Source organism: Desulfuromonas versatilis, assembly GCF_019704135.1.
Taxonomy (GTDB): Bacteria; Desulfobacterota; Desulfuromonadia; order Desulfuromonadales; family NIT-T3; genus Desulfuromonas_A; species Desulfuromonas_A versatilis.
The window spans coordinates 61,771-88,541 of record NZ_AP024355.1 but is presented as its reverse complement, the minus strand read 5'-3'; the positions used below and the strand labels follow the sequence as shown (position 1 = coordinate 88,541).

Annotated in this window: 20 protein-coding genes and 1 tRNA gene; 4 read left to right on the top strand and 17 right to left on the bottom strand. The window is 65.3% G+C overall.

Annotated features, from left to right (window positions below; genetic code table 11):
* Together DESUT3_RS00385 and DESUT3_RS00380 are read right to left on the bottom strand one after the other, a co-directional pair.
* The gene (locus DESUT3_RS00385; RefSeq protein ID WP_221250491.1) at positions 1-2,466 is read right to left on the bottom strand and encodes a TonB-dependent receptor plug domain-containing protein; all 2,466 of its coding nucleotides are present in this window, start codon (positions 2,464-2,466) and stop codon (positions 1-3) included.
* A 27-nt stretch (positions 2,467-2,493) separates the two neighbouring features.
* Positions 2,494-5,670, bottom strand: a complete 3,177-nt coding sequence (locus DESUT3_RS00380; RefSeq protein ID WP_221250490.1) for a tetratricopeptide repeat protein — start codon at positions 5,668-5,670, stop codon at positions 2,494-2,496.
* A 447-nt stretch (positions 5,671-6,117) separates the two neighbouring features.
* Here DESUT3_RS00380 and DESUT3_RS00375 point away from each other — a divergent pair, with 447 nt between their 5' ends.
* The gene (locus tag DESUT3_RS00375; RefSeq protein WP_221250489.1) at positions 6,118-6,927 is read left to right on the top strand and encodes an energy transducer TonB; all 810 of its coding nucleotides are present in this window, start codon (positions 6,118-6,120) and stop codon (positions 6,925-6,927) included.
* A gap of 294 nt (positions 6,928-7,221) precedes the next feature.
* On the opposite strand, the gene cls is transcribed toward DESUT3_RS00375, so the two are convergent.
* The 5 genes from cls to DESUT3_RS00350 form a co-directional block, all read right to left on the bottom strand.
* Positions 7,222-8,643, bottom strand: a complete 1,422-nt coding sequence (gene cls / locus DESUT3_RS00370; RefSeq protein ID WP_318835968.1) for a cardiolipin synthase — start codon at positions 8,641-8,643, stop codon at positions 7,222-7,224.
* Between the two features lie 155 nt (positions 8,644-8,798).
* The gene (locus tag DESUT3_RS00365) at positions 8,799-9,128 is read right to left on the bottom strand and encodes a hypothetical protein (RefSeq protein ID WP_221250488.1); all 330 of its coding nucleotides are present in this window, start codon (positions 9,126-9,128) and stop codon (positions 8,799-8,801) included.
* A 126-nt stretch (positions 9,129-9,254) separates the two neighbouring features.
* The gene (locus tag DESUT3_RS00360) at positions 9,255-9,764 is read right to left on the bottom strand and encodes a rubrerythrin family protein (protein WP_221250487.1); all 510 of its coding nucleotides are present in this window, start codon (positions 9,762-9,764) and stop codon (positions 9,255-9,257) included.
* 124 nt (positions 9,765-9,888) lie between these two features.
* Positions 9,889-10,545: a potassium channel family protein gene (locus tag DESUT3_RS00355; protein ID WP_221250486.1), complete on the bottom strand. Its 657-nt coding sequence runs from the start codon at positions 10,543-10,545 to the stop codon at positions 9,889-9,891.
* Positions 10,546-10,565: 20 nt separating this feature from the next.
* Positions 10,566-11,939, bottom strand: a complete 1,374-nt coding sequence (locus DESUT3_RS00350; RefSeq protein ID WP_221250485.1) for a TrkH family potassium uptake protein — start codon at positions 11,937-11,939, stop codon at positions 10,566-10,568.
* 175 nt (positions 11,940-12,114) lie between these two features.
* Between DESUT3_RS00350 and DESUT3_RS00345 the strand changes: the two genes are divergently transcribed.
* Positions 12,115-12,573, top strand: coding sequence for a hypothetical protein (locus tag DESUT3_RS00345; protein ID WP_221250484.1), 459 nt, complete (start codon positions 12,115-12,117; stop codon positions 12,571-12,573).
* A 49-nt stretch (positions 12,574-12,622) separates the two neighbouring features.
* Here the strand turns inward: DESUT3_RS00345 and DESUT3_RS00340 are convergent, their stop codons facing one another.
* The 5 genes from DESUT3_RS00340 to DESUT3_RS00320 all read right to left on the bottom strand — a co-directional run bounded on the left by DESUT3_RS00340 (position 12,623) and on the right by DESUT3_RS00320 (position 18,493).
* Positions 12,623-13,024 carry a PEGA domain-containing protein gene (locus DESUT3_RS00340; protein WP_221250483.1) on the bottom strand — a complete coding sequence of 134 codons (402 nt, stop codon included), beginning with the start codon at positions 13,022-13,024 and terminating at the stop codon, positions 12,623-12,625.
* A gap of 345 nt (positions 13,025-13,369) precedes the next feature.
* Entirely contained in the window at positions 13,370-16,183 is a 2,814-nt protein-coding gene (uvrA, locus tag DESUT3_RS00335; RefSeq protein WP_221250482.1) for an excinuclease ABC subunit UvrA, read from the bottom strand.
* A 185-nt stretch (positions 16,184-16,368) separates the two neighbouring features.
* Entirely contained in the window at positions 16,369-17,370 is a 1,002-nt protein-coding gene (pdxA, locus tag DESUT3_RS00330; RefSeq protein ID WP_221250481.1) for a 4-hydroxythreonine-4-phosphate dehydrogenase PdxA, read from the bottom strand.
* Between the two features lie 91 nt (positions 17,371-17,461).
* Complete coding sequence (locus DESUT3_RS00325; protein ID WP_221250480.1) at positions 17,462-17,668, bottom strand: (2Fe-2S)-binding protein; 207 nt, start codon at positions 17,666-17,668, stop codon at positions 17,462-17,464.
* A 36-nt stretch (positions 17,669-17,704) separates the two neighbouring features.
* Complete coding sequence (locus tag DESUT3_RS00320; RefSeq protein WP_221250479.1) at positions 17,705-18,493, bottom strand: dienelactone hydrolase family protein; 789 nt, start codon at positions 18,491-18,493, stop codon at positions 17,705-17,707.
* Between the two features lie 284 nt (positions 18,494-18,777).
* Between DESUT3_RS00320 and DESUT3_RS00315 the strand changes: the two genes are divergently transcribed.
* The gene (locus tag DESUT3_RS00315) at positions 18,778-18,972 is read left to right on the top strand and encodes a hypothetical protein (protein WP_221250478.1); all 195 of its coding nucleotides are present in this window, start codon (positions 18,778-18,780) and stop codon (positions 18,970-18,972) included.
* A 24-nt stretch (positions 18,973-18,996) separates the two neighbouring features.
* Here DESUT3_RS00315 and DESUT3_RS00310 read toward each other — a convergent pair whose 3' ends face one another.
* Positions 18,997-20,661 carry a formate--tetrahydrofolate ligase gene (locus tag DESUT3_RS00310; RefSeq protein WP_221250477.1) on the bottom strand — a complete coding sequence of 555 codons (1,665 nt, stop codon included), beginning with the start codon at positions 20,659-20,661 and terminating at the stop codon, positions 18,997-18,999.
* 188 nt (positions 20,662-20,849) lie between these two features.
* Here DESUT3_RS00310 and DESUT3_RS00305 point away from each other — a divergent pair, with 188 nt between their 5' ends.
* Entirely contained in the window at positions 20,850-21,170 is a 321-nt protein-coding gene (locus DESUT3_RS00305) for an RNA recognition motif domain-containing protein (RefSeq protein WP_221250476.1), read from the top strand.
* A gap of 69 nt (positions 21,171-21,239) precedes the next feature.
* Here the strand turns inward: DESUT3_RS00305 and DESUT3_RS00300 are convergent, their stop codons facing one another.
* The 4 genes from DESUT3_RS00300 to DESUT3_RS00285 form a co-directional block, all read right to left on the bottom strand.
* Positions 21,240-22,643, bottom strand: a complete 1,404-nt coding sequence (locus tag DESUT3_RS00300; protein ID WP_221250475.1) for an MFS transporter — start codon at positions 22,641-22,643, stop codon at positions 21,240-21,242.
* Positions 22,644-22,852: 209 nt separating this feature from the next.
* The gene (locus tag DESUT3_RS00295; protein WP_221250474.1) at positions 22,853-23,323 is read right to left on the bottom strand and encodes a hypothetical protein; all 471 of its coding nucleotides are present in this window, start codon (positions 23,321-23,323) and stop codon (positions 22,853-22,855) included.
* A gap of 278 nt (positions 23,324-23,601) precedes the next feature.
* On the bottom strand, positions 23,602-26,391 hold the full coding sequence (locus DESUT3_RS00290; protein ID WP_221250473.1) for a transporter substrate-binding domain-containing protein: 2,790 nt from the start codon (positions 26,389-26,391) through the stop codon (positions 23,602-23,604).
* Positions 26,392-26,688: 297 nt separating this feature from the next.
* Positions 26,689-26,765: transfer RNA gene (locus tag DESUT3_RS00285), tRNA-Arg, on the bottom strand.
* Between the last annotated feature and the right edge of the window lie 6 nt (positions 26,766-26,771).

Here is a 26,771-nt window from a genome sequence, read left to right as displayed (position 1 = left end):
CTAGAACCGGTATTCCGCCCCCGCCCAGAACTGCCGCCCTACCACAAAGGTGTCCCGCGAACGGCCGGCGCGAATTTTCTCGTCGAAGACGTTGTAGACCTCGAGACTCAGCCCCAGCTCCTGGTCGCGGTACACGGCTTTGCGCCAGTTCAGCTTCCAGTCGAAGAGCAGAGCCGCAGCGCGGTCCTGCGCCTCGTAGATCTCCAGGCTCTCGAAAATCTCCTCGCCGGTCAGCGGGTCGCTGCGCCGCTCGCCGCCGGGGATTTCCCGGAAAATCCCGGTCGGCTCGATGGTCTCGTAGCCGCTGCGGTACCAGGTCAGGTTGGTGAAGGTGAAGCCGCCCGGCAGCTGGGCGATCCAGGTCAGGTTGAGCACCCAGGGGCGGTTGTAGTCGCCTCTGGGGAGTTCGGTCTTGAGCAGGATGTCGTCGCCGTACCAGACCCGGTCCTCGAGCTCGTCCGCTTCCAGGGTGGTGTCGTAGTCCTCGTTGCTGCTGAGGGTCTCCTGGTAGGTGGCGTTCAGGGAGAGAAACTGGCGGCGGAAGCGCCGCTCCCAGGAGAGGCGGTAGCCGTCGTGGCGGCTGCTGCCGTGGTTGTTCAGGGTGTAGTAGCGCAGCCCGTCGGGCTGCACCTCGCCGTAGCTGCGGGCGAACTCGTCGCGCCCTTCGCGGTGCACGTACTTCAGGCTCAGCCGCCCGCCGAACAGGGCCTGGTCGACCCCGGCGGTTAGCTCGTCGGCATAGGGGGTATCCAACCGCGAGAAGCGGGTCACGTTGACCCCCTGGAAGGCGGCCGGCTCCCAGTCGGTGGGGCGGTTCTGGAAGGAGGTGCGGGCCTCGCTGCGGAAGGGGGGCCGGGCCTCGCGCAGCTTGTAGGTCAGCAGGCTGCGGCCGTAGTAGCGGGCCGCTCCGGCGACCAGCCGGGTGCGCCCGTCGCCGAACAGGTCGTAGCCTGCGGCGAGCCGGGGCGAGAGGTTGAGGTTCTCCATGAAATCGTCGTAGGAGAGGCGCACCCCGGGGCGCAGGCTCAGGCGCCGGAAGCCGAGCTGGTCTTCGGCGAACAGGTGATAGCTGTTGATGCGAGCGATGACCGAGGCGGGGTCGTAGACGTTGCGCAGGGTGAAGAACTGCTCCTGCTCCTCGCAGGCGAAGGTGTCCTCGCCGCAGATGATGTCGGGGGTGGTGCGGGCCCCCTTGAAGACGAAGGTGGTTTCCTCCCGCTCGAAGGTCCCCCGGGCCATTTCGGCCTCGAACCCCAGCTGGACCCCGTGGCCGACCGGGCCGGTGAAGCGTTCGTCGAAGTTCACCACCCCCTTGACGGCCAGCCCCTGCTGGGTCTTTTCGACGCTGCCGAACCCCCCTTCGGGGCTGACGTCGGAGCCGGAGATGAGCCCCCAGTCCTTGTTGTCGGTGATCGCCCAGGAACGAAAGTGGCGGGGGCCCCGGCGGCTGTTTTCGCTGGCCTGCAGCGCCCCCTCGAGGGAGAGCTCGCCCAGGCTGAAAAAATGCCGGTAGCCCGCACTCAAGGAGATCCCTCCCCCTTCCAGCTCGAAATCGCTGCCCAGCACGTCGGCGAAAAACCGCTCCTCCCGGTAGGGAGCGTAGGTCAGGCTGAGTTCGAGGGCATCCTCCGGGGTGGGGTCCCAGACCCCCTTGAGGAAATAGTTCTCCCCCCGGCGGGTCTCCGCTTTGGAGCCGCCCAGGTGAGCCAGGGGAATTTTCGAAAAGACCTGCCCGTAGGCGCCGAGCAGCCCGGCCGAGTCCCCCAGCGGCAGATCGAGGCTGACGAAGGCCTGGTGTTTTTCGAAGCGCGGCTGGTCTTCGATCCTGCCGACCAGCTCCGCCTCGGCCTGCTGGCCCTCGTCGAGGTGGAACCTGGTCCACTGGTCGCGGGTGGTCCGGTAGGCGAGTCCGCCGCCGAACTCGCTGCGCGGCCGGCGGGTCTTCACCTCCACCACGCCGCCGGTGAAGCCGCCGTATTCCACGGGGACGCTGCTGTCGAAGACGGTGATCTCGTCCACCAGGTCGGCCAACAGGAACAGCTGCTGGGGGTGGCCGGGCACGTCGCTGACCAGGTCGGCACTGCGGGTGGCGGGATCGAGCAGGCTGTTGTTGCCGATGCCGTCGATGACGAAATTGTTTTCGAAGGCCTTGCCGCCGCTGATGGAGAGGTTGGGCGGGAGGATCTCCCCGGCGTTCTTGTTGGTGTTGAAATCCTCGCTGAGCTGCACGTCGGGCAGCACCCGCAGCAGCTCGTTGATGCTGCCGTTGCCGCGGGGCAGGTCGCGGATGACCTCGCCGGGGATGGTCGACTTGCCGGTGGCGGGGTTGTCGATGGTGCCGGTGACCTCCACCGGGGCGAGCCGCAGCGGCTGGCCCGCCGGCTCCTCGGCGCAGGCCGGGGCTGCCCCCCAGAGGGCTGCCCCGGCCAACAGTGCGGCAATGGAAATCGATTTGAACTGCGGCAAGGAATGAATCCTGAAGAAGGCGGAGGGTTAACGCCCGCTGGGCTCGGCGAACAGCGGGCGGAAATCGCTGACATCATCGATCCCGTCACCGTCGCAGTCGGGGTCGAGGGTCAGCCCCGAGGCGGCGATGTCAGCCGCGCTCGCCAGCGGGTGGAAGAAATCGGGCTGCCCGTCTCCATCGGTGTCCACGTTGGCCACGGGGGAATCGGGAAACCGGTCCAGGGTGGCGAAAACCGTGGCGATCGCCTGGATCGCCTGGTTGCGGTCCAAGGTAAAGGGCAGAGCTTGGGCCAGGGCCAGGGCCTGTTCGAAGTCCTCGGCCTTGGCATAGCGCTCCACGACCCGCTGCAGGCGGAGCATGCGCTCGCTCGGCACCAGGATCTCCCAGGCGCTCTGGCCAGCCAGGTCGATAACCGTCACGGCCTGTTGATACGCCCCAAGTTCGATGTACAGATCCGCGGCCTTGAGCAGGTGGTCGGTCTCCTCCCGGGCCAGCCGGTTCTGGTCTTCGGCCGGGGTCAGGTTGCCGAACAGGGCGCTGGCCCGCTCGACATAAGCCGCCAGCAGCGCCAGCGCCTCCCCGTCGTCACCCAGGGCCAGGTACGCCCGGGCAACCCGCTGGTATTCTTCAAGAGCCAGGTCGCGGCCGAGCAGTTCGCGGGTCTTATCGTCGTTGCCCAGATCCAGGTAGCCCTCGGCAATGGCCGCGGTGGCCTTGCTGAACATCACCGGGTCGACGATCGCCTGGGCGACAGCCTCCGCTTCGGCCAACAGGTCGCCGGCCCGCTGCCGGTAGGCCTCCTCGCCCGACTCGAGGAACAGGCTCAGGTACAAGCCGGCCAGCTTGGCGTAGCCGTAATTGACCTTGGAGCTGCCCATGCTGATCTGCCGGGTCGCCAGGGTCAACTTCTTGTCCTGGTTGTCGTCCAGCTGCGCGACCAGGGCGACGGCCTGGTCCAGCACCTGCTCCGCCTCGGCGAAACGCCCCTCGCCGATCAGCTTCCCGGCCAGGTACTGGAGGTTGTCGTTGTAATAGGTCAGGGCCTCGATCCGCGTCTCCAGGACATCGGCATTGTACCAGTCGAGGATCATCCGGTACTCGAGGATATCCAGCGCGCTGAACTCCGCGAATGTTGCGGGCTCCGGGACGTGCAGCAGGCCCAGGCCCTGTTGAAGGGCCACATGGGAGGCCAACTTTTTCCAGGCTTCGGACTGGATTCGGTCGCTGGCCCCGCCGGGGAGCGAGGCGATCAGGTCGTGGCCCAGGCCGAATTGGCCGATATCGTAAAGGACCATGGCCATTTCGGCCATATAATCGTAGGTTTTCGAGCCGGTCAGGTTGGCCGCCAAGCCGTCGTTGCTGCGGATCGCCTGAACCTTTTGGCAAATGGTATAGGCCGTCCCGAAATCCCCCAAATCCACGTAGCGCCTGGCCGTTTCCACCCAGTGGTAAACCCTGGTCTTGTAGTCGCTGCTGCTGGGTGGCGTCACGTCGGCGAGGTCGTGCATGAGGTTCACGACCATTCCAGCCTCAGCCAGATCTCCGGTTTCGATCAACGCATCAGCCACCCCGAGAGCCGCGGAAAAGATTTGGCCGTAGATCAGGTTGGAGTGTTGGGCGGGATTGAGTTGACCTGCGTATCGAAACAACTGGTCAAGGCCCCGGGAAAGGGCCCCGGCAACCCGGTAGCCCTTGATGAGAGAGCGGATATTTCCACCGTCGATCTTGCCGAAACCGACCAGCCCCTTGGCCGCGATCACCCTGTCGAACAGGAGACCGGCCTCGTCGAGCGCCGAAACCGCCTCGTCGCGCCTGTCGAAATCTTTCAGGGCCTCGGCATAGGCAAGCCAGGCATGGCCCCTGACTTCCGACTGGTAGATCTGGGTTTCGATCAGGGTGCGGGCTTCGCCGAGCAGCCCGGCCTGGGCCTTGCCCTTGGCGATCTCGAGCATGATCGCGTCGTTGACCGTATCGTCGAAGACGGTGCCGATGAGTTTTTCCGCCTGGTATAGATGGGAGATGTCCGAGTTGTAGTAATATTCCAGCCGTTTGCGGTTGTCGTCACCGGGCAGTTCGCTCTGCAGCAGGGGCAGGGCGGTCACCTGGGGGGCGGTGATGCGCACCAGGTCGAAAAGAAAGGGGTCGAAGCCGAAGGGTTGGCCGGTTTCCCGGTGCACCAGGCGGGCGGCAAATGCCTCCCGGTCGGCGGTGAAATCGCCCCAGCTCCAGCTCTGCGGACCGTAGGCGTGCAGGACGTAGCGGACCAGCCGCTCGGGGACCAGCCCCCCCAGCGGGACGACTCCGCCGGTGCCGACCAGAATCCGCTCGGCCAGCAGCACGGCATTGGCCCGGAAATTCTCGTTGGCGGCGTCGAAGGCGGCATCCTCGGCAAACATCAGGCCGACGAATTCGGCCGCCGCCCCGGCAAGTTCGGCGCGCTTGAACACCGCGGCGGGAGGTTCCCCTCCGGCCAGGCTCAGCAGGCGGTGCAGATCGCCGATGGCGCGGCGGGCCCGGTCATCGAAGCCGAGAAAAACCAGGGTCGCCTCCTGCGGCGTGCCGGCTTCGTCGAACAGCCTGGAAAAATCGATCCCTTGGGCCAGTTCCCCGAAGGGGTCGGCAGCCAGGGCCTTTTTCCTTTCCAACGCCAGCTTGGTCAGCAGCAGGGACCGCTGCAGCAGTTCGGGGTGGTCCGAGGGGCGGGCTCCCAGCGGGGTGGCCTGCCCGAGGCCGAGCCAGCCGCGGACCAGTTCGCTGGTCTGCTCCAGAGGCCGAAAGTCGCCCGGACGCCCGGCGCACAGAGAGGTGATCGGGGTGATCGCCAGGTCGTGCTCGGCCCCGACGAACAGTTCGAGGGGGGCGCGCATCCCGATCCCGGAGAATTCGACACCGGTTTCGGTGTCCTTCCCCCCCTGGGAAACCGCGACCAGGCTGGAGAGGTTGGCGCCGCCGTTGACCTGGAAGGTGAACTCCCCGGAGGGACCGCTGACCGTTTCGCAGCGCCCGGTGCCCCTGGGCCCGCAGAAGCTGACCACTTCGCCGCTGATCTTGCTGTGCAGATACACCCGGGCGCCCGTCACCGGGCCATCCTCGACCACCCCGGCAACGGTGCGCGAGCCGGGGAGAGCCGAAGATTCTCCTCCGCCGCCACCGCCACCCCCGCAGCCGGCCATCACTCCCAGCAGCAGCCACAGGCTGCCCACGACAAGACGGTTGAACCTCCGATTTCCATGAACGCAGAGAAGCAAAACAATCTCCCTGAAAAGACTTCGTATCCTGTTTTATCAACCTGAAATATTGGATTTTGTTTTTTAAACTTGACCAATGTGGGCCAGATTATTCAAAACCCTTACCTGACCATGCAACTTACCAACGGAGGCATGCAAAATCAACCAAAAGCGTGGAAAGTAGGTGGAAATTCGTTTCGGCGGCCCCAAATGACCAGGTTTGAATGCATCGGCATCAGCCCAAGAAGACCACTTCTTCCCCAGGCCCGCCGCAACCCAACAGCCTCGAGACTCCTGCAGCAGCTACTTTCTCTGAAACAACCTTGCCCGGGTTTGCCTTATGGCGTATAAGTTGGCAGGTACCTTCCTTTTCCGCCTCGACCACCCCTGGCCGGCCTGCCGGCAAGGGCCCGGACGACTGCCATGGTTAAAAAACCGCTCATCGCGGGACTGCTCGTCTCCCTGCTGCTGCACCTCGCCCTGTTCGCCCTGCCGGGCAAGCCGACACGCCTGGGCCCGCGGCCGCTCCGGGCCGTGGAGGTCGGCCTGCGCAGCCCCGCCCCCGCGCCCCCCGAACGCCCGCAGCAGCCCGCCACGCCGCCGGCCGCCAGCAAACCGGTAGCGCCCCCACCGGCGCTGAAGCCCGCTCCCGTCCCGGAAAAACCCGAGCCCGCACCAGCTACACCAAAGAGGCAGGCGTCTTTCGCCAGCAAGTCCAAGCCCACGGCGGCTACCCCCCTCCGGGAAGAGGCCGCCCCCAAGCCGGATCTCCCGGCCCGCGATTCGCATCCAACGCCCCCGCCGGAGCAGCACTCCGCCGCTCCCGCACCTGACCCGACGCCGGCGCCCGCACCTCCGGCAGCTGTGCCGGATTCCGCGGCTTCCGCGGCCCCTTCTCCAGTCAGCCCCGGGGCAGCACCGCCCAACGCGACGGCTAGCCCCGCGCCCGAGGTGGTCAGCACGCCGCCCGCCTATCTGCACACCCCGCGCCCCACCTACCCCCGCCAGGCGCGGCTGCGGCGCTGGGAAGGAGAGGTGCTGCTCAAGGTGAGGGTCGGCATCTCCGGCAGAGTGCTCGAGGCGACCCTCGAGCATTCATCGGGTTATCCGGTTCTCGACCGCTCGGCCCTCGAGGGGGTGCACGCCTGGCGGTTTCGCCCGGCCACCAGCAATGGGACTCCGGTGGAGGAGGAGGTTCGGGTCCCGGTGCGCTTCAGCCTGAAGGACTCCTGAGCCGGACACTTGGACCCCCCTCGCGCCCAGAGGAGGGGAGGGCTTGCTTCTGAAATAAGAATGCTATATATTGATTGTCATATCTAAAAAGGAGGCACGTCATGGAGATTCTCGGCCTGCTCGGTGTTTTGGCCGTCTGGTTCATTCTCAACCGCTGGATCCTCCCCAAACTCGGGGTGCAGACCTGACTTTCCGACAGCTGCAGCCTTCCCGTGCGGAAGGAGCAACCCGGGACGGAAGACAAGAACCCGGAAAATTAAGCGCCGGGGCGGCCCATCAGCCGCCCTGGCGTTTTCATAGATAGGGGGAAAACAGCTTGGCGAAGGCGTCCCTGAGCTTGACGGGCAGGGGGCGCCCGTCCACATCGGCCAGCAGCACCTGGCGGGAGGCTGCGCGCACGGTGTCGAAATGCGCGGCCAGTTGGCGGTTGCAATTGCGGTCGTAGACTTCGAGGCAGAATTCGAAATTGAGCCGCAGGCTGCGCGGGTCGAGGTTGGCGGTGCCGACCAGCGCGTAGTCGTCATCCACCAGCAGCAGCTTGCTGTGCACAAAGGGCGGCGGCTGGTAGAAGATGCGCACGTTGTAGAGCAGCAGCTCCCAAAGATAGGAACGGGTCGCCCAGGCGACGTAGGGGAGGTTGTTCCGTGCCGGCAGAACGATCTCCACCGTCACCCCGCGCAGGGCCGCGGCGTTGATCGCGGCGATCAGGAAGCGGTCCGGCACGAAATACGGCGTCATGATCCGCAGGCGGCGGCGTGCGCAGTTCAAGGCCCCGGTCAGAATCCAGGGGAGCTTTTCGAAATCCTCGTTCGGCCCGGCGCTGATCCCCCGGCAGAAAGCCTGCCCCCCTGCCGCCACTGCGGGCGGTTTTTCCTGGTGGAAACCCTCCCCGGTAGCCAATTGCCAGTCCTCCAGGAAGGCCTCGCGCATCTGCCCCACAACCGGACCCTGCACCCGGAAATGAATATCGACCACCCGGCGCGGGTCGCTGCTTTCGGCCAGGTGCCGGTCCCCGATGTTCATCCCGCCGCTGAAGCCCAGCACCCCGTCGACCACCAGGAGTTTGCGATGATTGCGCAGGTTGAGGTGTATGCCGTGCCCGGAGAGGCTGGGGGGGAGAAAGCGGGCCACCCGCACCCGGCTGCCCTGGAGCAGCCGGCGGGCCGGGGGGAAGGAGTAACGCTCGCCCAGTCCGTCGATAAGAACCTTCACCTCGACGCCACGAGCCGCGGCTTCGGCCAGGGCGTCGGTGAAACGGCGCCCGGTCGGGTTGGATTCGAAGATGTAGGTGGACAGCAGGATGGACTGCCGGGCCCCGGCGATGGCCTCGAGCATCGCCGGATAGGCCTGCTCGCCGTTGTGCAGCGGTTCGATGTGATTGCCCTGCAGCAGGGGGCGGCGGGTGACCGCATCGGAGAGATGCAGCAGGGTGGCGAAATTTTCCGCCCGGAAGGGGTACTGCTCGGCGCTCTCCCGCGACCAGGCGCAGAGGCTGGGCTCGAACCAGGTCGATCCCTGGCTCTGCAGGTCTCGGGCCCGGGTCCGGATGCGATTGACCCCGAGCAGCCAGTAGAGCCCCATCCCCACCCCCGGCAGGGCCAGGCACATCACGATCCAGCCCAGGGCGGCGCGGGGATCCCGCTTGTGGAGCAGGGCGTGACCGGCGGAGAGCAGTCCCGCCAGGCTCAGCACCAGCGACAGGGTCAGGTACAGCAAGAGGACCTCCTCGAAGGGGTCAATTCACCAGCACTTCATTAATGTACTAGTCTAGCAAAGGCGGGAGGATCTTTCACCCGGAAAGCCCCGGGCGGGGTGCGGATCGGCTCGGGGCGCGGGAGAGTGGACTCCCGCCGCGCCCCGGAGAAGAAGGTTCAGCGCAGGCTGGTGGCGCAGCGCGGGCAGGTCAGCATGCTGGTGGAGGGGACCTTGTGGCCGCAGGTCGGGCAGTTGAACCAATACCGGCAATGCTTGCACTGGGGATCGGACAACCCCTGTTTTTTCTTGCACTTGGGGCATTGGCGGTACATTTTCTTGCTCTTGATGTATTCGGCGAAAATCAACCCGCAGCGCGGGCAATCGGCAGCGTCGCGCTTGCGGATTTCGGCGCCGCAGTTCTGCATCGGACAGACGAATACCGTCTTGCAGGCGCTGCACCAGAATTTACCTTTTTTCTGCTCCTTGCAAACTGGGCACTTATCCATGACCTACCTCGTCAGGCGGCAATCGTTGGGGACGGGGCCGGCGGATGGGTTCCTGCCGCCCTGGTCAGCGAAAAAAAGCCGGGCCCCCGCAAGGACCCGGCTTCCGGTGGGGTATCGGTCGAGCGATCAGTCGACCTTGAAAAAGGCGTTCTTCACGGCACCACAGACCGTGCAGGGACCATCGGGCTCTCCCTCCAGGGTGTTGCCGCAGACCTTGCAGACATAGTAGTCGACGATTTCGTTGCTGCCGAGATTGTCCAGGGCCTGCTGATAAAGCTTGGCGTGAACCTTTTCCACGGCGTTGGCAAAGGTGAAGCTCTTCAGGGCAACCTCGAAGCCTTCGGCCTGGGCGTCCTTGATCATCCCGGGGTACATTTCCATGAATTCATGGGTTTCCCCGCCGATCGCCTCCTTGAGGTTTTCCTTGGTGGAGCGGATGCCGCCGAGCGCGCGCAGGTGGGCGTGGGCATGGATGGTTTCGGCCGCGGCCGCCGCGCGGAACAGCTTGGCCGCCTGGGTGAAGCCCTCCTGGTCGGCCTTCTGGGCAAAGGCCAGGTAGGTACGGTTGGCCTGGGATTCGCCGGCAAAGGCTTCCTTGAGATCTTTTTCGGTCTTGCTACCTTTCATTTCCGCCATTGAATTTGCTCCTTGAATTTAATTTAATCTAGCAGGCATCAAAAAGACCCTAACATTCTAATTATTCCTCGGCGCATGTCAACCTTTCCACAACCTGCCCGGGCGGGTCGATGGCCCATCCAGGTTACTTTGCCTGGCAGGCCCGTTCGATGTCGAGGGGCTTGCCGATCAGCACCAGCAGATCACTGTCCTTGATCATGTAGTCCGCCGGGGGCAGGGTGACGAAGTTGCCGGTCAGCATCTCCTTGACACCGATGACCGTGACGTTGAACCGGCGCCGCAGGTCCAGCTGGATCAGGGTCTTGCCGACCATGTGGCGGGGCGGCCCGACCTCGGTGATGGAAAAATCCTCAGAAATCGGGATGACGTCGAGGATGTTGGGGCTCGAGAGGCTGCGGGCGGTCTTGACGGCCATGTCCTTCTCGGGGTAGATGACCTCGGTGGCCCCGACCTTCTCCAGGATCCGGCCGTGGTCCTCGTCGAGCGCCTTGACCACGATGCGCGGCACCTTGAGTTCCTTCAGGTAGAGGGTGATCAGGGTCGAGAGGTGGGAGCGTTCGCCGGTCGAGACCACCACGCCGTCCATTTCGTCGATCCCCTGGCCCTTGAGGAACTCCTTGCTGGCGGCATCGCCGAGGATGGCGTAGGAGGAATGCTCCCTGACCCGCTGCACCTTGTCGCGGTCGGTGTCGATGGCGACGACTTCATGCCCCTCGCTGTAAAGGGTGGTGGCCACGTGGAAACCGAAGTTGCCCAGACCGATGACGCAAAAACGTTTCATGGCAATTTCTCCCGGCCCGATCAGCCGATCATGATGTTTTCTTCCGCATAGCGCACCGCGTCCTCGCGGCTGCGGCGGATAATGGTGAACGCCACGGTCAGCAGCCCGACCCTGCCCACGAACATCAGCAGGATGACGATCAGCTTGCCCGCAGGCACCAGTTGGGGGGTCACCCCGAGGGAGAGCCCCACCGTGGCGAAGGCCGAGACCGCCTCGAAGACATAGTCCAGAAACAGTCCGCCGCTCTCCCGGAAGGGGATTCCGGTCATCTGCACCGTCAGCAGGCCGAAAGTGGCCGCGCCAAGAAACAGGGCGGCCAGCATTACCAGGGTGAGGGTCTTGGTGGCCAGCTCATCCGGCAGGGTGCGCCGGAACACGTTGGTGTGGGCGCTGCCCTTGAGGCGGCTGTGCAGGATGGCGACGAACAGGGCCAGGCTGGTGGTCTTGATGCCGCCTCCGCAGGAGCCCGGCGAAGCGCCCACGAACATCAGGAAGATCATCAGAAACAGGGTGGGGGCTTCGAAGCTGTTGAGGTCGATGGTGTTGAAACCGGCGGTGCGGGCGGTCACCGATTGGAACAGGGCGATCCAGAAGGCCTCGCCGGCGGGCAGCTGCCGAAATGAGGCCGGCGCCTCGAGCAGCGCGATCAGCACGGCCCCGCCTGCGACCAGCGCCAGGCTGGTCCAGAGCACCAGCCGCGAATGCAGGGACAGGCGCCGGCGGCCGCCTGCCCTGGGCCGCCGGCACGAGGCCAGGACTTCGCGCATGACCAGAAAGCCGATGCCGCCCAGGATGATCAGCCCCATGATGGTCAGGTTGACCAGAGGGTCGTCCCGAAAGCCGATCAGGCTGTCGGAAAACAGGGCAAAGCCGGCGTTGCAGAATGCCGAGACGGAATGGAAGATCGCATAATACACCCCCGTGGTCCAGCCCAGGCGGGGGACGAAAGCGAAAGCCAGCAGGACCGCGCCGGCCGCTTCGATGGCCAAAGTCAGCTTGAAAATGCTGCGGACCAGGTCGCGAAGCGAGTCGACGGGGGTATGCAGCAGCGTCTCGTGAATGATCCAGCGGCCGCGCATCCCCACCCCCTGTCGCAGATAGAAGAACAGGTAGACCGAGAAGGTGGTGATCCCCAGCCCGCCGACCTGGATCAGCAGCAGGATGGTCAATTGCCCGAACAGCGTGAAGCGGCTGCCGGTGTCGACCACGGCCAGCCCGGTCACGCACATGGCGCTGGTGGCGGTGAACAGTCCGTCAATAAAGGGGAGGGGCCCCTGGCGGGAAGCCAGGGGGAGGCTGAGGGCGAACGCCCCCAACAGAATGGCCAGCAGGTAATAGACGATCAGCGCCTGGTTTGGCGTCAGCTCACCCAGACGCCTGGAAATGCGCCCCATGAAACGGCTCCGAAAAATTCCCCTGATGCTACACCCTTCGCGCAATCGACGCAAGGGGGCCATCGAGGGACGGGGCGGAGGGCTTCGCCTCACCGGGTTCGGATCGCAAATCCTTGATTTTCCCTGAAAAACGTATTACCCTTTGGCCTGTTGCACTTTCCCCCGGGAGGATCTCATGAACGAATACCGCGTGGACAAGCAGGAACACCCGGTGGCCATCTTTCTCTCCGACGGCCTGGTGCTGGAAGGGGTTGTCTTTCTGAGCCCCTACGCCTCCAGCCACAGCGGCACCCAGAGCATCTCCGACCTGCTCAATGAAAAGGAGCAGTTCTTCCCCTTTCGCAGCAACGAGGGAGCCTTCTCCCTGGTCAACAAAGAGGCGGTCAGCCACATTCGCTATCTCCCCACCGCCGAGGAGGAGATGCCCCTGGGGGAACGCAAGGAAGTCCGCCTCCACTTCTTCGGCCGCGAATCCCTGCAGGGGGTTGTGGTGATCGACCTGCCCCGGGGAAAGAACCGCCTCGTCGATTTCATCAACAGCGCCCCGCCGTTCTTCGTCCTGGAGGGGGACGGCTGCCAGTACGTGGCCAACCGCACGCTGATCTGCCAGATAGCGCCGGCCGGCACCAAATAAAACAGGCGGGCCATTTGACCCGCCTGTCGACTTTTCCGATAACGCCCAGCTAGAAACGATCCGCTTCCACCTCCACGGCACTGGCCGTCATCCTGGGAGCACTGCGCTTCAGAGCGAACTCGTAACTTTCCTTGAGTTTCTTGGTGAACAGGGTCCCCAGCCAAAGGGGACTCCAGACCAGCCCCGCCGCCAGCCATTTCTTCCGCGCCGGCGCATCCACCTCGTCGGCCCGCACCTTGTGCCGCACCGACTCGTAGCCGGCCTTCTCGATGGTCACCGCATACTGCCCCCCGGTGTTGTTCTGGTAGGAGTAGGTGCAGGGGGTGACGCCAATGGCCTGGCCGTCGACGAATACTTCGGCGCCGGGCGGATCGGTGACAAATGCCGCCTGGTGGGCGCAGGCACTCGTGAAAAACAGCAGCAGCAGGACGGAAATCGCTTTTTTCACCATAAAACCCTCTGTTTCTTCATACCTTAGGCTCGTCTGCGGGTAATAGAACCCGTGCAAGGAGCAGGCCACCCGTCGCCGACCTGGGTAGCCGGCAGCAGCTCACAGACCGCCAATCCAGAACCTCTCCTCCCTATATTTCCTTTAATTCCGGAAGCTTAAGGTAGCGTCAACGGCCAGGGAAAACACGGATTTTTCTTCTCCCGGCGCCGACATGCGGAGACAGGGGTCCCGCCAGGTGGAGCCGGCCACGTAAAAAAACCGGACGCGATGTTGTAAAAAAACCACATCGCGACACCTGCCGGGTGGTTTTTTGACCACTGCTGAAGGGGTTAGCCCCCCAGGCGATTACAGATCGAGGTAGGGGCGCAGGTAGCGGCCGGTGACCGAGCGCGAGCAGCGGGCAACCTCCTCCGGCGGGCCGCAGACCACCAGCTCGCCGCCGCGGGTCCCCCCCTCGGGGCCCAGGTCGATGAGGTGGTCGGCGGTCTTGATGACGTCGAGGTTGTGCTCGATGATGACCACCGTGTTGCCGGCCTCGACCAGCCGCTGCAGCACGTCGAGCAGCTTCTGGATGTCGGCGAAGTGCAGGCCGGTGGTCGGTTCGTCGAGGATGTAGATGGTGCGCCCGGTGGCGCGCTTGCCGAGCTCCTTGGCGAGCTTGACCCGCTGGGCCTCGCCGCCCGAGAGGGTGGTAGCGCTCTGGCCGAGCTTGATGTAGCCCAGACCCACCTCGCGCAGGGTTTCGAGCTTGCCGCGGATTTTGGGGATGTTCTCGAGAAAGACGCTCGCCTGGTTGACGGTCATGCCCAGCACCTCGGCGATGCTCTTGCCCTTGTAGCGCACCTCGAGGGTCTCGCGGTTGTAGCGGGCCCCCTTGCAGACCTCGCAGGTGACGAAGACGTCGGGCAGAAAGTGCATCTCGATGCGGATGATGCCGTCGCCCTGGCAGGCCTCGCAGCGCCCCCCCTTGACGTTGAAGGAGAAGCGCCCCGGCTTGTAGCCGCGCAGCTTGGCCTCGGGGAGCTGGGCGAACAGATCGCGCACGTCGGTGAAGACCCCGGTGTAGGTCGCCGGGTTGGAGCGCGGCGTGCGGCCGATGGGGGACTGGTCGATGTCGATGACCTTGTCGAGCTGGTCGAGGCCGAGGATGTCGTCGACCCGACCGGCCTTCTCCTTGGCCCGGTAGAGCCGCTGGGAGAGGGCCCGGTAGAGGGTGTCGATGACCAGGGTGCTCTTGCCCGAGCCGGAGACGCCGGTGACGCAGGTCATCACCCCCAGGGGGATGGCCACGTCGATCCCCTTGAGATTGTTCTCCCGCGCCCCCTTGATGGTCAGAAAGCGCTCGCTGGCGCGCCGCTGCGCCGGCAGGGCGATGGACAGGTCCCCCGAGAGGTAGCGGCCGGTGAGCGAATCGGGGTGGGCCAACACCTGCTGGGGGGTCCCCTGGGCGACGATGCGCCCGCCGTTGACCCCGGCGCCGGGGCCCATGTCGATGACGTGGTCGGCCTCGAGGATGGTTTCCTCGTCGTGCTCCACCACCAGCACCGTGTTGCCCAGGTCGCGCAGGCGCTTGAGGGTCTCGAGCAGCCGCCGGTTGTCGCGCTGGTGCAACCCGATGGAGGGCTCATCGAGGATGTAGAGCACCCCCACCAGCGAGGAGCCGACCTGGGTGGCCAGGCGGATGCGCTGCCCCTCGCCCCCCGAGAGAGTCCCCGAGGTGCGGTCGAGGGCCAGGTAGTCGAGCCCCACGTGGGTCAGAAACGAGAGCCGCTCGCGGATCTCCTTGAGCACCCGGCGGGCGATCTCCGCCTCCTTGGCGCTGAAGCTTAGTTCGGCGAAGAAGGCCTCGGCCTCGACGATGGAGAGGGCCGTGACCTCGCGGATGCTCTTGCCCCCGATCCGCACGAACAGCGACTCTTTGCGCAGCCGCGCCCCGTCGCAGGTGGGGCAGGGCATTACGTTCATGAAGCGCTCGAGGCTCTCGCGCACGTTCTCCGAATCGGTCTCGTGGTAGCGCCGCTCGAGGTTGGGGATCACCCCCTCGAAGGCCTTTTCATAGAAGTGGCGCCGGCCGCCCTGGTCGAAGAAGAAGCGCACCTTCTCCTTGCCCGAGCCGCGCAGCAAGGTCTCCTGCACCTTGGCGGGCAGCTCGGCAAAGGGGGTGCGCAGATCGAACTGGTAGTGGTCGCCGAGCGCCTCGATGAGCTGCTGGTAGTAGACCCCGGTGCGGCTCTCCCAGGGCAGGATCGCCCCCTCGCGCAGCGACAGCCCGGGGTTGGGGACCACCAGCTCGGGGTCGAAGTACATGCGGGTGCCCAGCCCGTGGCAGTCGGGGCAGGCGCCGTGGGGGTTGTTGAAGGAGAACATGCGCGGGGTGATCTCGGGGTAGGAGATGCCGCACTCGACGCAGGCGTGCTGCTCGGAGAAAAGCTGGCTCTCGCCGCCGACCGTCTCGACCCGCACGATGCCGTCGGCCAGGCGCAGGGCGGTCTCCAGCGAGTCGGCCAGGCGCGCGGCGATCCCCTCCTTGACGATCAGCCGGTCGACCACCACCTCGATGTCGTGCTTCTTGTTCTTATCGAGCGCCGGCACCTCCGGCAGCTCGTACATCTCGCCGTCGATGCGCACCCGCACGAAGCCGTCGGCCTGCAGCTGCTTGAGCTCCTTGCGGTACTCGCCCTTGCGCCCGCGCACCATGGGCGCCAGCAGCATCAGCCGGGTCTTCTCGGGCATGGCCAGGATGCGGTCGACCATCTGCTCAACGGTCTGCGAGGCGATCTCCTTGCCGCACCCCGAGCAGTGCACCCGGCCGACCCGGGCGAAGAGCAGGCGAAGGTAGTCGTAGATCTCGGTGACCGTGCCGACGGTGGAACGGGGATTTTTCGAGGTGGTCTTCTGCTCGATGGAGATCGCCGGCGAGAGCCCTTCGATGCTCTCCACGTCGGGCTTCTCCATCTGCTCGAGAAACTGCCGGGCGTAGGCCGAGAGGCTTTCGACGTAGCGGCGCTGCCCCTCGGCGTAGATGGTGTCGAAGGCCAGAGTCGATTTGCCCGAGCCGGACACGCCGGTGATCACCACCAGCTGGTCGCGGGGGATCTCCACGTCGATGTTCTTCAGGTTGTGCTCGCAGGCACCCTTGATGATGATTTTGTCGGGCATAAAGGCCGTGACTGGTGATTCGTGACAGGTGACTGGTTAAAACCGAAAACCTAAAATCCTTTTGCCTGAAAAATCAGATTTTATCCGGCCTTTTCAGATTTGATCCGTGTCCCATTGCCTTTGACGTGGGTTTTGAGCCTTCCCCGCCCCTCCAGGGATTGCAGGAAACGAGCGAGAGGCCGCCTTTAAACATGCCCGGTCATCTTCTCCGCCATGCGGATCGCCGCCACCAGGCTCGCCTCGCTGGCCTTGCCGGTGCCGGCGATATCGTAGGCGGTGCCGTGATCGACGCTGGTGCGTACGATGGGCAAGCCCAGGGTGACGTTGACGCCGTCGTCGAAGTGCAGCAGCTTGAGCGGGATCAGCCCCTGGTCGTGGTACATGCAGACCACCGCATCGTAGCCCCCCCGGGCGGCGAAGTGGAACAGGGTGTCGGCGCTGTGCGGGCCGCTCGCTTCGATCCCCGCGGCGCGGGCGGCGGCGATGGCCGGGGCGATCAGCCGCGCCTCCTCGTCGCCGAACATCCCCCCCTCGCCGGCGTGGGGGTTGAGGGAGAGCACCGCCAGGCGCGGCCGATCCAGGCCGAAGAAGCGCCGGAGAGAAGCATCGGTGATGCGGATGGTGGCGAGAATCTCGGCTTCGGAGAGCACCCGCGGCACCTCGGCAAGCGCCAGGTGGGTGGTGACCAGGCAGACCCGCAGGCGCTCGCCGGCGAGCATCATCACCACCTTGTCGACCCCGCAGCAGGCGGCGAGCAGCTCGGTATGGCCGGGAAATTCGTAGCCCGCCGCGTGGATGGCGGCCTTGTTGATCGGCGCGGTGACCATCCCCGCCGCCACTCCCTGCTGGCAGCGGGCGCAGGCCCATTCGATGTACTCGGCCATGGCCCGCCCGCATTCGGGGGTGGGCCGGCCGTATTCCAGTTGCCCGGCGGGCAGCAGCGAGAGGGCGTGGACCTCCAGGTTGCGCCCGGCGATGGTTAGGCGGTGGCTGACCAGGCCGGTGCCGTAAGAAATTGTGCTCTCGGCGCCGAACAGCGCAGCGGCCTTCTCCAGCACCCCCGGGTCGCCCGCCACCAGCAGGGGGCGCGACAGGTTCTCCAGCGCCCCGCAGAGCAGGGCCTTGACGATGATCTCCGGGCCGACCCCGGTGGGGTCGCCCATGGTCAGAATGAGGGGCCGGTTCACGCTAGGTTCTCCGCTGGGGGGCAAGAGGGTAGTATAGCCTACGGCCACCTCGGCAGACAACCACGATCGGCCAACCTGATCCGGGGTTCCCTCAGCCCTGGTCGCGGCTGCGGAGCAATTCCTCGATGCGCGGGGTGCAGCGGCGCCCCTGGCAGGGGCCGCTGCCGGCCCCGGTGGCCTTTTTCAGCGCCTCGACGCTGGTCAGCCCGGCGGCGATGTGCTTGAGGAACACGCTCTTGCGGATCCCCTTGCACAGGCAGACCGGTTTGAGCCCCTCCAGAATAGCCTGTTCATCCATGCTTCACCCATCACCGCCCCCCCCCGGGGGCCGGCCTCATTGGAAAATTTCCCGGAAAAATTCCTGCAGCGCCCCCCAGGACGCGGCATCCGCCTCGGCGTGATAGGCCAGGGGAAGATTGAACTTCTTGCCGAATTCATCGGCCTGGGGGTTGCTGAAGCTGTGCTTGGCCCCGGGGTAGTTGACGAAAGCGTAGCCGACCCGGGCCGCCGCCATCTCCTGGTTGAACTGGCCGATCTGCTCGGGGGTGACGAAGGGGTCATCGGCACCGTTGAGCACCAGCAGCCGCGCCTTCACCGCGCCGACCCGGGCGGGGTGCTCGGTGCCGAGGCTGCCGTGAAAACTCGCCACCCCGGCCAGCTCGACGCCGGCCCGGGCCATCTCCAGCACCACCCCGCCGCCGAAGCAGTAGCCGATTGCGGCCAGCTTCTCCGGGTCGACTCCCGGCTGGCTCTTGAGCAGCTTGAGGGCGGCCAGAAAACGCTCGGTGGCCAGCGGCAGGTTCTTGCGCAACTCCCCGGCGAACTTGCCGGCGTCATCGGGATGGGCCGCCTGCCGCCCTGCGCCGTACATGTCCACCGCCAGCGCCGGGTAGCCGAGCCCGGCGAGCATTTCGGCGCGCTTGCGGGCGTACTCGTTGTGTCCCCACCACTCGTGCACCACCAGCACGCCGGGGCGCTTGTCCTTCACCGCGTCGTCCCAGGCCAGGTATCCCTTGAGAACCGTCTCCCCGGCCCGGTATTCCACCGGTTTGCCCTGCACCGCCGCCGAGGCGTCGCCAGCCAGCCACAGCGACAGGGCGATCAGCATCATGATGCGTGCCATAGGCACCTCCTCGAGACATATCGATCCGACAGGTTCCGGGCTCCCGCTTCCATCGGGGAAGCGGAGCGATTTTGTCTCAATTATAGTGCGAAGCGCCGAAGATGCCAGCACGGACGGCTGCGGCTCGGAAGCGACGCCTGGCGCGTGGGGATTCCTGCGCTACAATGGTCTTAGAAAACTCCAACGCCAAACACGGCATAGAAAGGAGGCAGGCCATGACCAAGCAGACGATAACCGGCGACATGCGGGTCTGGAACGTCATCGAACGCTTCCCCGAGACCTAGGTGTTCCTGCGCAACGGCTGCCCGGACATGAAAAAGGGGATCTTCGCCCTCTCGGCCCACGTCATGAAAATCAACTGGGCCGCGAAAATCCACCACATTCCCGTGGAGCGGCTGCTCGAGGAGCTGAACCTGTCGATCCAAGACACCGTCGAGGCCTCCGAGGAGCAGCAGGAGCAGGAGCCGACCCGGCATTGACGCCTTCCGGGTCGGTGCCCCAACTCACTCCAACCCCAGGATCTCCCCCTCGGCGCTCAGGTCGATGCGCTCCGCGGCGGGGGACTTGGGCAGACCGGGCATGCGCAGAATGTCCCCGGTCAGCACCACCAGGAAGCCGGCGCCGGCGTTGATGTCGACGCCGCGCACCGTCACCTCGAAGTCGCGCGGCCTTCCGTGCAAGGCCGGGTCGTCGGAGAGCGAACTGGGGGCCTTGGCGACGCAGACCGGCAGCCCGGCATAGCCGAGCCGCTCCACTTGGCGCAGGTCCTTTTCCGCCTGGCGGGTGAAGGCGACGTCGCCGGCACCGTAGATCTCACGGCAGATCACGCGCACCTTCTCGGCCACCGGCAGGGCCAGGTCGTAGAGCGGCGCGTAGGGGCGGCTGCCCTCGGCTGCCGCCATCACCAGCCGGGCCAGTTCCAACGCCCCCCGCCCCCCTTCGGCGTGGTGACTGGCGGGGGCGAAGGGGACTCCGTGCCGGGCGCAGCGCTCGGCCACCAGGGCGATCTCCGCGTCGCTGTCGCCGGCGAAGCGGTTCAAAGCCACCACCGGCTGCTTGTTGAACCTGCGCACGTTCTCGATGTGCTTGTCGAGGTTTTCCAGGCCCTGGGCCAGGGCCGCGGGGTCGGGGTCGAGCAGTTCGGTTTTCTTCTTGCCGCCGTGCATCTTCAGCGCCCGCGCGGTGGTCACCAGCACCACCGCCTCCGGGTCGAGACCTGCCAGGCGGCACTTGATGTCGAAAAACTTCTCCGCCCCCAGGTCGAAGCCGAAGCCCGCCTCGGTGATCGCCCAGTCGGCGTGGTGCATGGCCATGCGGGTGGCGGCCAGGCTGTTGCAGCCGTGGGCGATGTTGGCAAAGGGCCCGCCGTGGACAAAGGCCGGCACCCCCTCCAGGGTCTGCACCAGGTTGGGGTGCAGCGCGTCGCGCAGCAGCGCCAGCATGGCCCCGGTGACCCCGAGTTGACCGGCGAAAATCGGCTCCCCCTCGTAGCTGTAGGCGACCAGGGTGCGCTCGAGCCGCTGGCGAAGGTCCTGCTGATCGGCGGCGAGGCAGAGCATGGCCATCACCTCCGAGGCGGCGGTGATATCGAAGCCCCCCTCCCGCGGTGGCCCCTGGCCGCGGCCGCCGAGGCCGACCACGATGTGGCGCAGGCTGCGGTCGTTCAGGTCCATGACCCGGCGCCAGAGGATCTGGCGGGGGTCGATGCGCAGCTCGTTGCCGTGGTAGATGTGGTTGTCGATGATGGCCGAAAGCAGGTTGTTGGCGCTGGTGACGGCGTGGAAGTCGCCGGTGAAGTGCAGGTTGATCCGCTCGGCCGGCAGCAGCTGGCTGTAGCCGCCGCCGGTGGCGCCCCCCTTCATCCCCAGGCAGGGGCCCAGCGACGGTTCGCGCAGCGCCAGGCAGACCGACTCGCCCAGCTGGGCCAAGGCCTGGCCGAGGCCGATGGTGGTGGTGGTCTTCCCCTCCCCGGCGGCGGTGGGGGTGGTGGCCGAAACCAGTACCAGCCGACCCTTTTTCGCCGAGGGTCGGCCCAGGGCGCGGAGGTTCACCTTGGCAATCTCGCGCCCGTACAGCAGCAGGTCATCCTCGTCGATGCCGAGGCTTAGAGCGATCTGTGCGATGGGGCGCGGCTTGAACTGGCGGGCAATCTCGACATCACTCGGCATGACGGCTGACCTTCCAAGAGGCGGCGCTCCCATAAAATCGAGGCCGGCCTTTTTGCAGTTTGACTTCCCCGGCGACCTGTGGAATCTTCAGGTGCCCGCGACCATTATGTGTATTAAACGTTAGCCAAGAAACCCGCCCCCCGCAAGCCGGCCACGCACCGGGCAAAGGTATGAGAATAGGAGAAATCATGGGAAAAGACCTGTATGTGACCAACATCTCCTTCCAGGCAACCGAAGAGGACCTGCGCAAGCTGTTTGCCGTCGCCGGAACGGTGCGCTCGGTCAACCTGCTCACCGACCCGAAGACCGGCCTGCTCAAAGGCAACGGCTTCGTGCGCATGGCCAGCGAGGCCGAGGCCAAAGAAGCGGCGGTCATCCTCGACGGGGCGTTGCTGATCAACCGCGAAATCGGCGTTTCGCTGGCCCGCGACAAGGCCGAACGGGCCGGGCAGAGGCCCCCGGAGGAGCGCCCGGCCAAAGGAAAAGGACATAGGGGAGGGCGGCGCTAGGCCGAACAGACGCACAAAGGGGCGATCCCGGCAACGGGGTCGCCCCTTTGTTTTCGAACGGGAGAAAGCTCAGCGCGGCCCGCCCTGCTGTTGGCGCGAGGGAGTCCCGCCCAAACGGCCGAGGGAACAGAAAATCCCCAGCAGGCACAGCCCGCAGAACACCGTCAGCGCGGTCTGCATACTGCGCAAGAAGGCATCCTGGGTGGCGGCGGTCACCGCATGGCCGCCCATGAAGACGGAAAAGATCACCGTGATGATGGTCATGCTGGTCATCATCCCCAGGGTGCGCATGCTCGAATTGAGCCCCGAGGCCACCCCCAGGTAACGCGGTTCGACGCTCCCCATGATGACGCTGACGTTGGGCGAGGAGAACAGAGCGAAGCCCATGCCGAGAAACACCAGCAGGGTCAGAATGACCGCGAGGGGGGTACTAGCGGAAATGCTTGCAGCGATGCCGAGGCCCGCCGCGCACAGGGCCATGCCGGCGGTGGCGACCCGCCCGGCCGGGATGCGGTCGGCGAGCCGGCCGCACAGCGGCGAAAGCAGGGTCTGGGCAATGGGCTGGACGATCAGCACGCTGCCGGCCTGGTGGGGATCCATCCCCTTGACGTACTGCAGGTAGAGGCTCAGAAAAAAGGTCACCCCGAAGGTCGCGGCGTAGTTGAACAGGGCCGCCAGGTTGCTCAGGGCGAAGACCCGGTTGCGACGCAACAGCGCCACGTTGAGCACCGGGTAGGGGGTGCGCCCCTCGAAGGCCAGAAACGCCCCTACCCCGGCCAGCCCACAGAACATGAGCAACCAGGCCCAGGGGCCGTGGTCGAGATTGGAGGCACCGGCGATCAGCAGCAGAATCGAGGCGGCATAGATCAGGCTCCCCTGCCAGTCGAAGGGCTCCCCCTTGGCCTCGGCCCACTCGGCGCGCAGCTTGGCGCGGCTGATCAGGTAGGTGATCACCCCCAGCGGCACGCACAGGTAGAACAGTGAGCGCCAGCCCAGGGTTGAAACCAGCGCGCCGCCGATGAAGGGACCACAGGAGATCCCCGCATAGACGCTGGCGATGGCGATCCCCAGGGCCTTGCCCCGCTCCTCGGGGGGGAACACGGAAACGACGATGGCCATGGTGGTGGCCATGACCATCGAGCCCCCCATCCCCTGCAGAAAGCGCAGGCCGATCACCGCCTCGATGCTCCAGGCCTGGGAGAGCGCCCCACCAATGAGGGTGAACACGGCGATGCCCGCCTGGAAAACGCGGCGGCGGCCGTGGATGTCCCCCAACCTCCCCATGGCCAGCAGGAAGATCGAGGCCGACAGCACGTAGGTGGTCTCCACCAGCCCCAGCTGCATGGCGCTGGCTCCGAATTCCCGCCCCATGGCGGGCAGGGCCACCCCCACGGCGGACATCATGAAGGGCATGAGGAAATGGGCCACGCAGACCACGAACAGCGCGGCCGAACGGGAGACTTGCTGGGGCATCGAGTTCCTCTCGGGGAAAAAGGTGGCGGGGCGCGATTACCGGCGCTTCATCTTGACCCGCTTTTCGCCGTCCGTCTACCCCGAAATCGGCATTGGCCCCTCCCGCTCGAAAAAAACCAGGCCCGGACCGCTGGCGTGAAAAACGGTCCGGGCCTCCTTGTTGCTCTGGCCTTCAGTCTCCTTGGCTGCTTGGCACGGCGAACACAGCATCAGTCATCGCTGCTGTCGTCATCCTCGTGCTTTTTTCTCCCCTTGCCCTTGCCATGGCCCTTTCCCGGGTGGTGGACATGGCCCCGGTAATGGTCCCGGTCCCGCTTGTAGTAGCGGTACTCCTCGTCCCGGCAGAGGACGATCTCCCGGTATTTGTGCTTGCGCAGGCCGTAGGGGAGATGGTCGTGGCCCACCACCACCCAGGGCCCGCTGTAACGGGGAGCGACGTGCCAGATGTTGCCCCGGTAGAGGTAGTAGCGCCCCTCGATGAAGACCATGTCGTAGGGAACCCCCACCGCCACGCTGAAGCCGAGCCGGGCCGGCAGCAGAAAGACCGGCGGCTCTTCGATGACCACGGGGACCGCTCCGCCGTCGCCCAGGTTGATGTTGAGATTGATCCCCACCTCCGCCCGCCCGCCGGCCGGCATCAGCAGCAGGGCGACGCCGAGCAGCAACCACACTTTTTTCATGACCTCCATCCTTTCGCCAATGGCATCGGAGCACCTTATCCAGGGCGCAAAGCCCCCTGGCGGGAATGCAGCAAGCCTGCCAAGCGCCAGGCTCCCAGAAAAACCCTGCAATTTCAAACACTTGTTTAGGGATGAGGTGTTCAGCGGGGGAAAGGGAGGGGGAAATCGTCTCCGCACGGCGACAGTCTCCTGGGGCCGGCAGGGCCCGAGGCGCGCCGCGCCTGAATGGGGGCATTCGGCGAAAAGCGACAGCAGCAACAGATTTGGGCGGGGGGTTCTCAGGGTGCGCGTTTCAGCAGCCCCTCGATCTTGGTCACCAGGGCGGCCGGCGGAAAAGGTTTCTGCAAAAAGGCCCCTTCGGGGATCTGGGCTCCCTGCAGATCGGCATAGCCCGAGAAATAGAGCACCTTCAACTCGCTCTTTTCCTCTTTCATCTGCGCAGCCAGGCTCAGCCCGTTGACCTCGGGCAGTCCGATATCGGTGAGCAGCAGTTCGATCCGTCCATGATTAGCCCGCCAACAGCCCAGCGCCTGGGCGCTCGAATTGGCGGCGAGGACTTCGTGGCCCTGTTCCCGCAAGGTCTGAACGGCCAGGGTCAGGACCAGCTCGTCATCGTCGACCACCAGGATGGTGGCGGACTTTTCCGCCCCGCCGAGCCAGGGTGAGCGCACCGCAGGCGCCGCCTCCGGGAGGCTGCCCAGGGGCAGGTAGACGTGGAACCGGCTCCCCTTTCCCGGTGCGCTGTCGGCAAACACGAAACCTTCGCTCTGCTTGACGATCCCGTAGACCGTGGAGAGCCCGAGGCCGGTTCCGCGCCCCAGCTCCTTGGTGGTGAAAAATGGATCGAAGATCTTCTCCTTCACCTCTGGGGCGATGCCGCACCCGCTGTCCTCCACCGTGAGCAGCCCGAAAGGTTTGCCCGCCGTCTCGGCGAATTCTCCCAGGGCCTGGGCATCCAGCTCGGCAATGGTAGTCGAGATGACGATTTCCCCATCCTTCTCCCCGATCGCGTCCCTGGCATTCACCACCAGGTTCATCAATACCTGCTCGATCTGCGCCGGGTCCACCTTGACCGTGACCTGCTCGAGGGTCGAGCGGATTTTCAGCTGGACGTTTTCCTTCAGCAGTTTCTGCAGCAGCGGTTGGGCGTCGTGGATCAGGGCCACCAGGTTCAGGTCCCTGGGCGCCAGCACCTGCCGGCGGCCGAAGGCCAGCAGCTGGCGAGTCAGGCTCTCGGCGCGCTGGGCGGCCTTGGCGATCATCTCCACCTCGGTGAGCGCGGCCGGGTCGGCCTTCAGGCGGCGCCTGAGCATGTCGCTGTAGCCGACGATGACCGTCAGCAGGTTGTTGAAATCGTGGGCAACCCCACCGGCCAGCTGGCCGATGGCCTCGAACTTCTGGGTCCGGTAGAGTTTTTCCTCCACCTGCTTGCGCCAGGCGATTTCGTTGCGCAGCTCCGCGGTGCGCCCCTCGACCTTGCGTTGCAGCATCCGCGACCAGGCGAGCGAGGCGAACAGCAGCAGGACGATGGGCAGGACCACGAACAGGGAATACCTGAAGAGATCCGCAAGCCCCACCTGGGGTTTTTCATAGACCCCCAACCACTTGGAGTAGATCCTGCGGTATTCGCCGGTGGCCTTCAGGCCGGCCAGCCCCTGGGAGAGACGCGCCAGCAAGGCGCCATTGCCGTTGGGCACGGCGTAGCAGTACTCGGGGGAGAAGACCGAAGAGTCCGAAACCCGCAGGTTTTTCCAGCCATGCTTCTCGATCCAGTAGAGCGCCGGAAGCTTGGCGATCAGGGCGCAATCGCCCGTTCCCCCGGCCAGCATTTCCAGCACCTGCTCCTGCGACCTGGCAGTGATGAGCCACTCGCCGTAGCCCTGCTTGAGGGCGACGTCGTGCATGATGTCCCCCTTCATGACCAGGATCGACTTTCCGGCCAGCTCCGCCAGGGTTCGCGGCATGGGCGAGTCGTCCCTCACCACCACCGAATGGCTGACCACCGTGTGCACCGGGGAAAAGTCGAAATTCCTGTCCCGCTCGAGGGAGTAGAACATCCCCTGGATCCCATCGATTTCCTTGTCCGAGAGCCCCTGGCGGATCTCGGACCAGGGTCCGAGGCGGATTTCGACGGAGAGCCCCGCTTCCTTGGCGATGGCCCGGGTCAGGTCGATGTTGTACCCGGCGGGCTGGCCGTTCTCGTCCAGAAACTCGTAGGGGGGATAGTTGAAGTCCCCGCCGATCACGATCCGGCTCTTTCCCCAGGAGTCATCCTCCATGGGGCCGAACCATTTTTCCCGCAGCTGGCCGAAGGTGCCATCGGCGATGACCAGGGCGAGCCCCTCGTTGAGAAGGGCCAGAAGTTCCCGGTCCCCCTCGACGACGGCAAAGCAGAAGGACTGCACGAACTCCTTGAGGGGCGGGCCGACGGTTTTCAGGTTTTCGACTCCCAGCCCCTTCATCAACTGCAGGGCGAGCAGCTTCTGGATGACCACGGCGTCGTGGCGGCCCTCGGCCAGCTCGCGAAGGGCATCTTCGAAGGTTTCGGTGGTGACGATGCTGACCGGGACCGGCTGCCGGCGCAGAAACTCCTCGGCGTTGTCCCCAGCCATGACCGCCACCTGTTTTCCCGCCAGGTCGTCAAGCGAGCGGATCCCCGTTTCTTCGTCGCGCACCACGATGGTGCCGTGCATGGTCAGGTAGGGGAAGGTGAAGTCGAACGCCTGCTCGCGCTCGGGGGTGCGCCCCACCAGGGGGAGCACCTGGACTCGGCGCTCCGCCAGGGCCTGCTTGACCTCGCTCCAGGGGCCGAGGTGAAAGCGCACCTCGCGCCCCATGGCGCGAAGCGCCGCGCGCAGCAGCTCGACGGAAAAACCGTCGGCCTGTCCCTCCTTGGTAACGATGCAAAATGGGGGATAGTCGTACTCGGAACCGGCGACCACCGGCGAAAGGGCGGATGGCAGCGGGGATTCCGCCGGGGAGGGTTGGGCCAGGGCCGCGGGGCAGAGTGCCCCAAGGCTAATGAGCAGCAGGATGGTCAGGAAAACAACAGCGCCGTTGCGGATCATCGATGTCCTCGTGGAGGTCCGTTCTTACGCCCCTGATTCACCCGGAACCGGCCGGCCAGGGGGGGGCAAACTGCGAAAAAGCCGGGACCGGCCGTTCAACTCGTACGAATTATAGCCGACTCCCGAAAAAATTAATCCCTGCATTTCCATTTTTCATGCCAAACATTACCGCTTCAGGCTGCGTTCGCGGCCAAGCCTAGGGGAAGAGGCCAATCAAGGCCTTCCACGCAGCAACACGGACGGAACCTCAGGAGAAAAAAAGCCCCAGCCCATGTCGGGCTGAGGCCTTGATTTTGCTGGCGCGCCGCGGAGGATTCGAACCCCCGACCCTCTGATCCGAAGTCAGATGCTCTATCCAGCTGAGCTAGCGACGCTTTTCG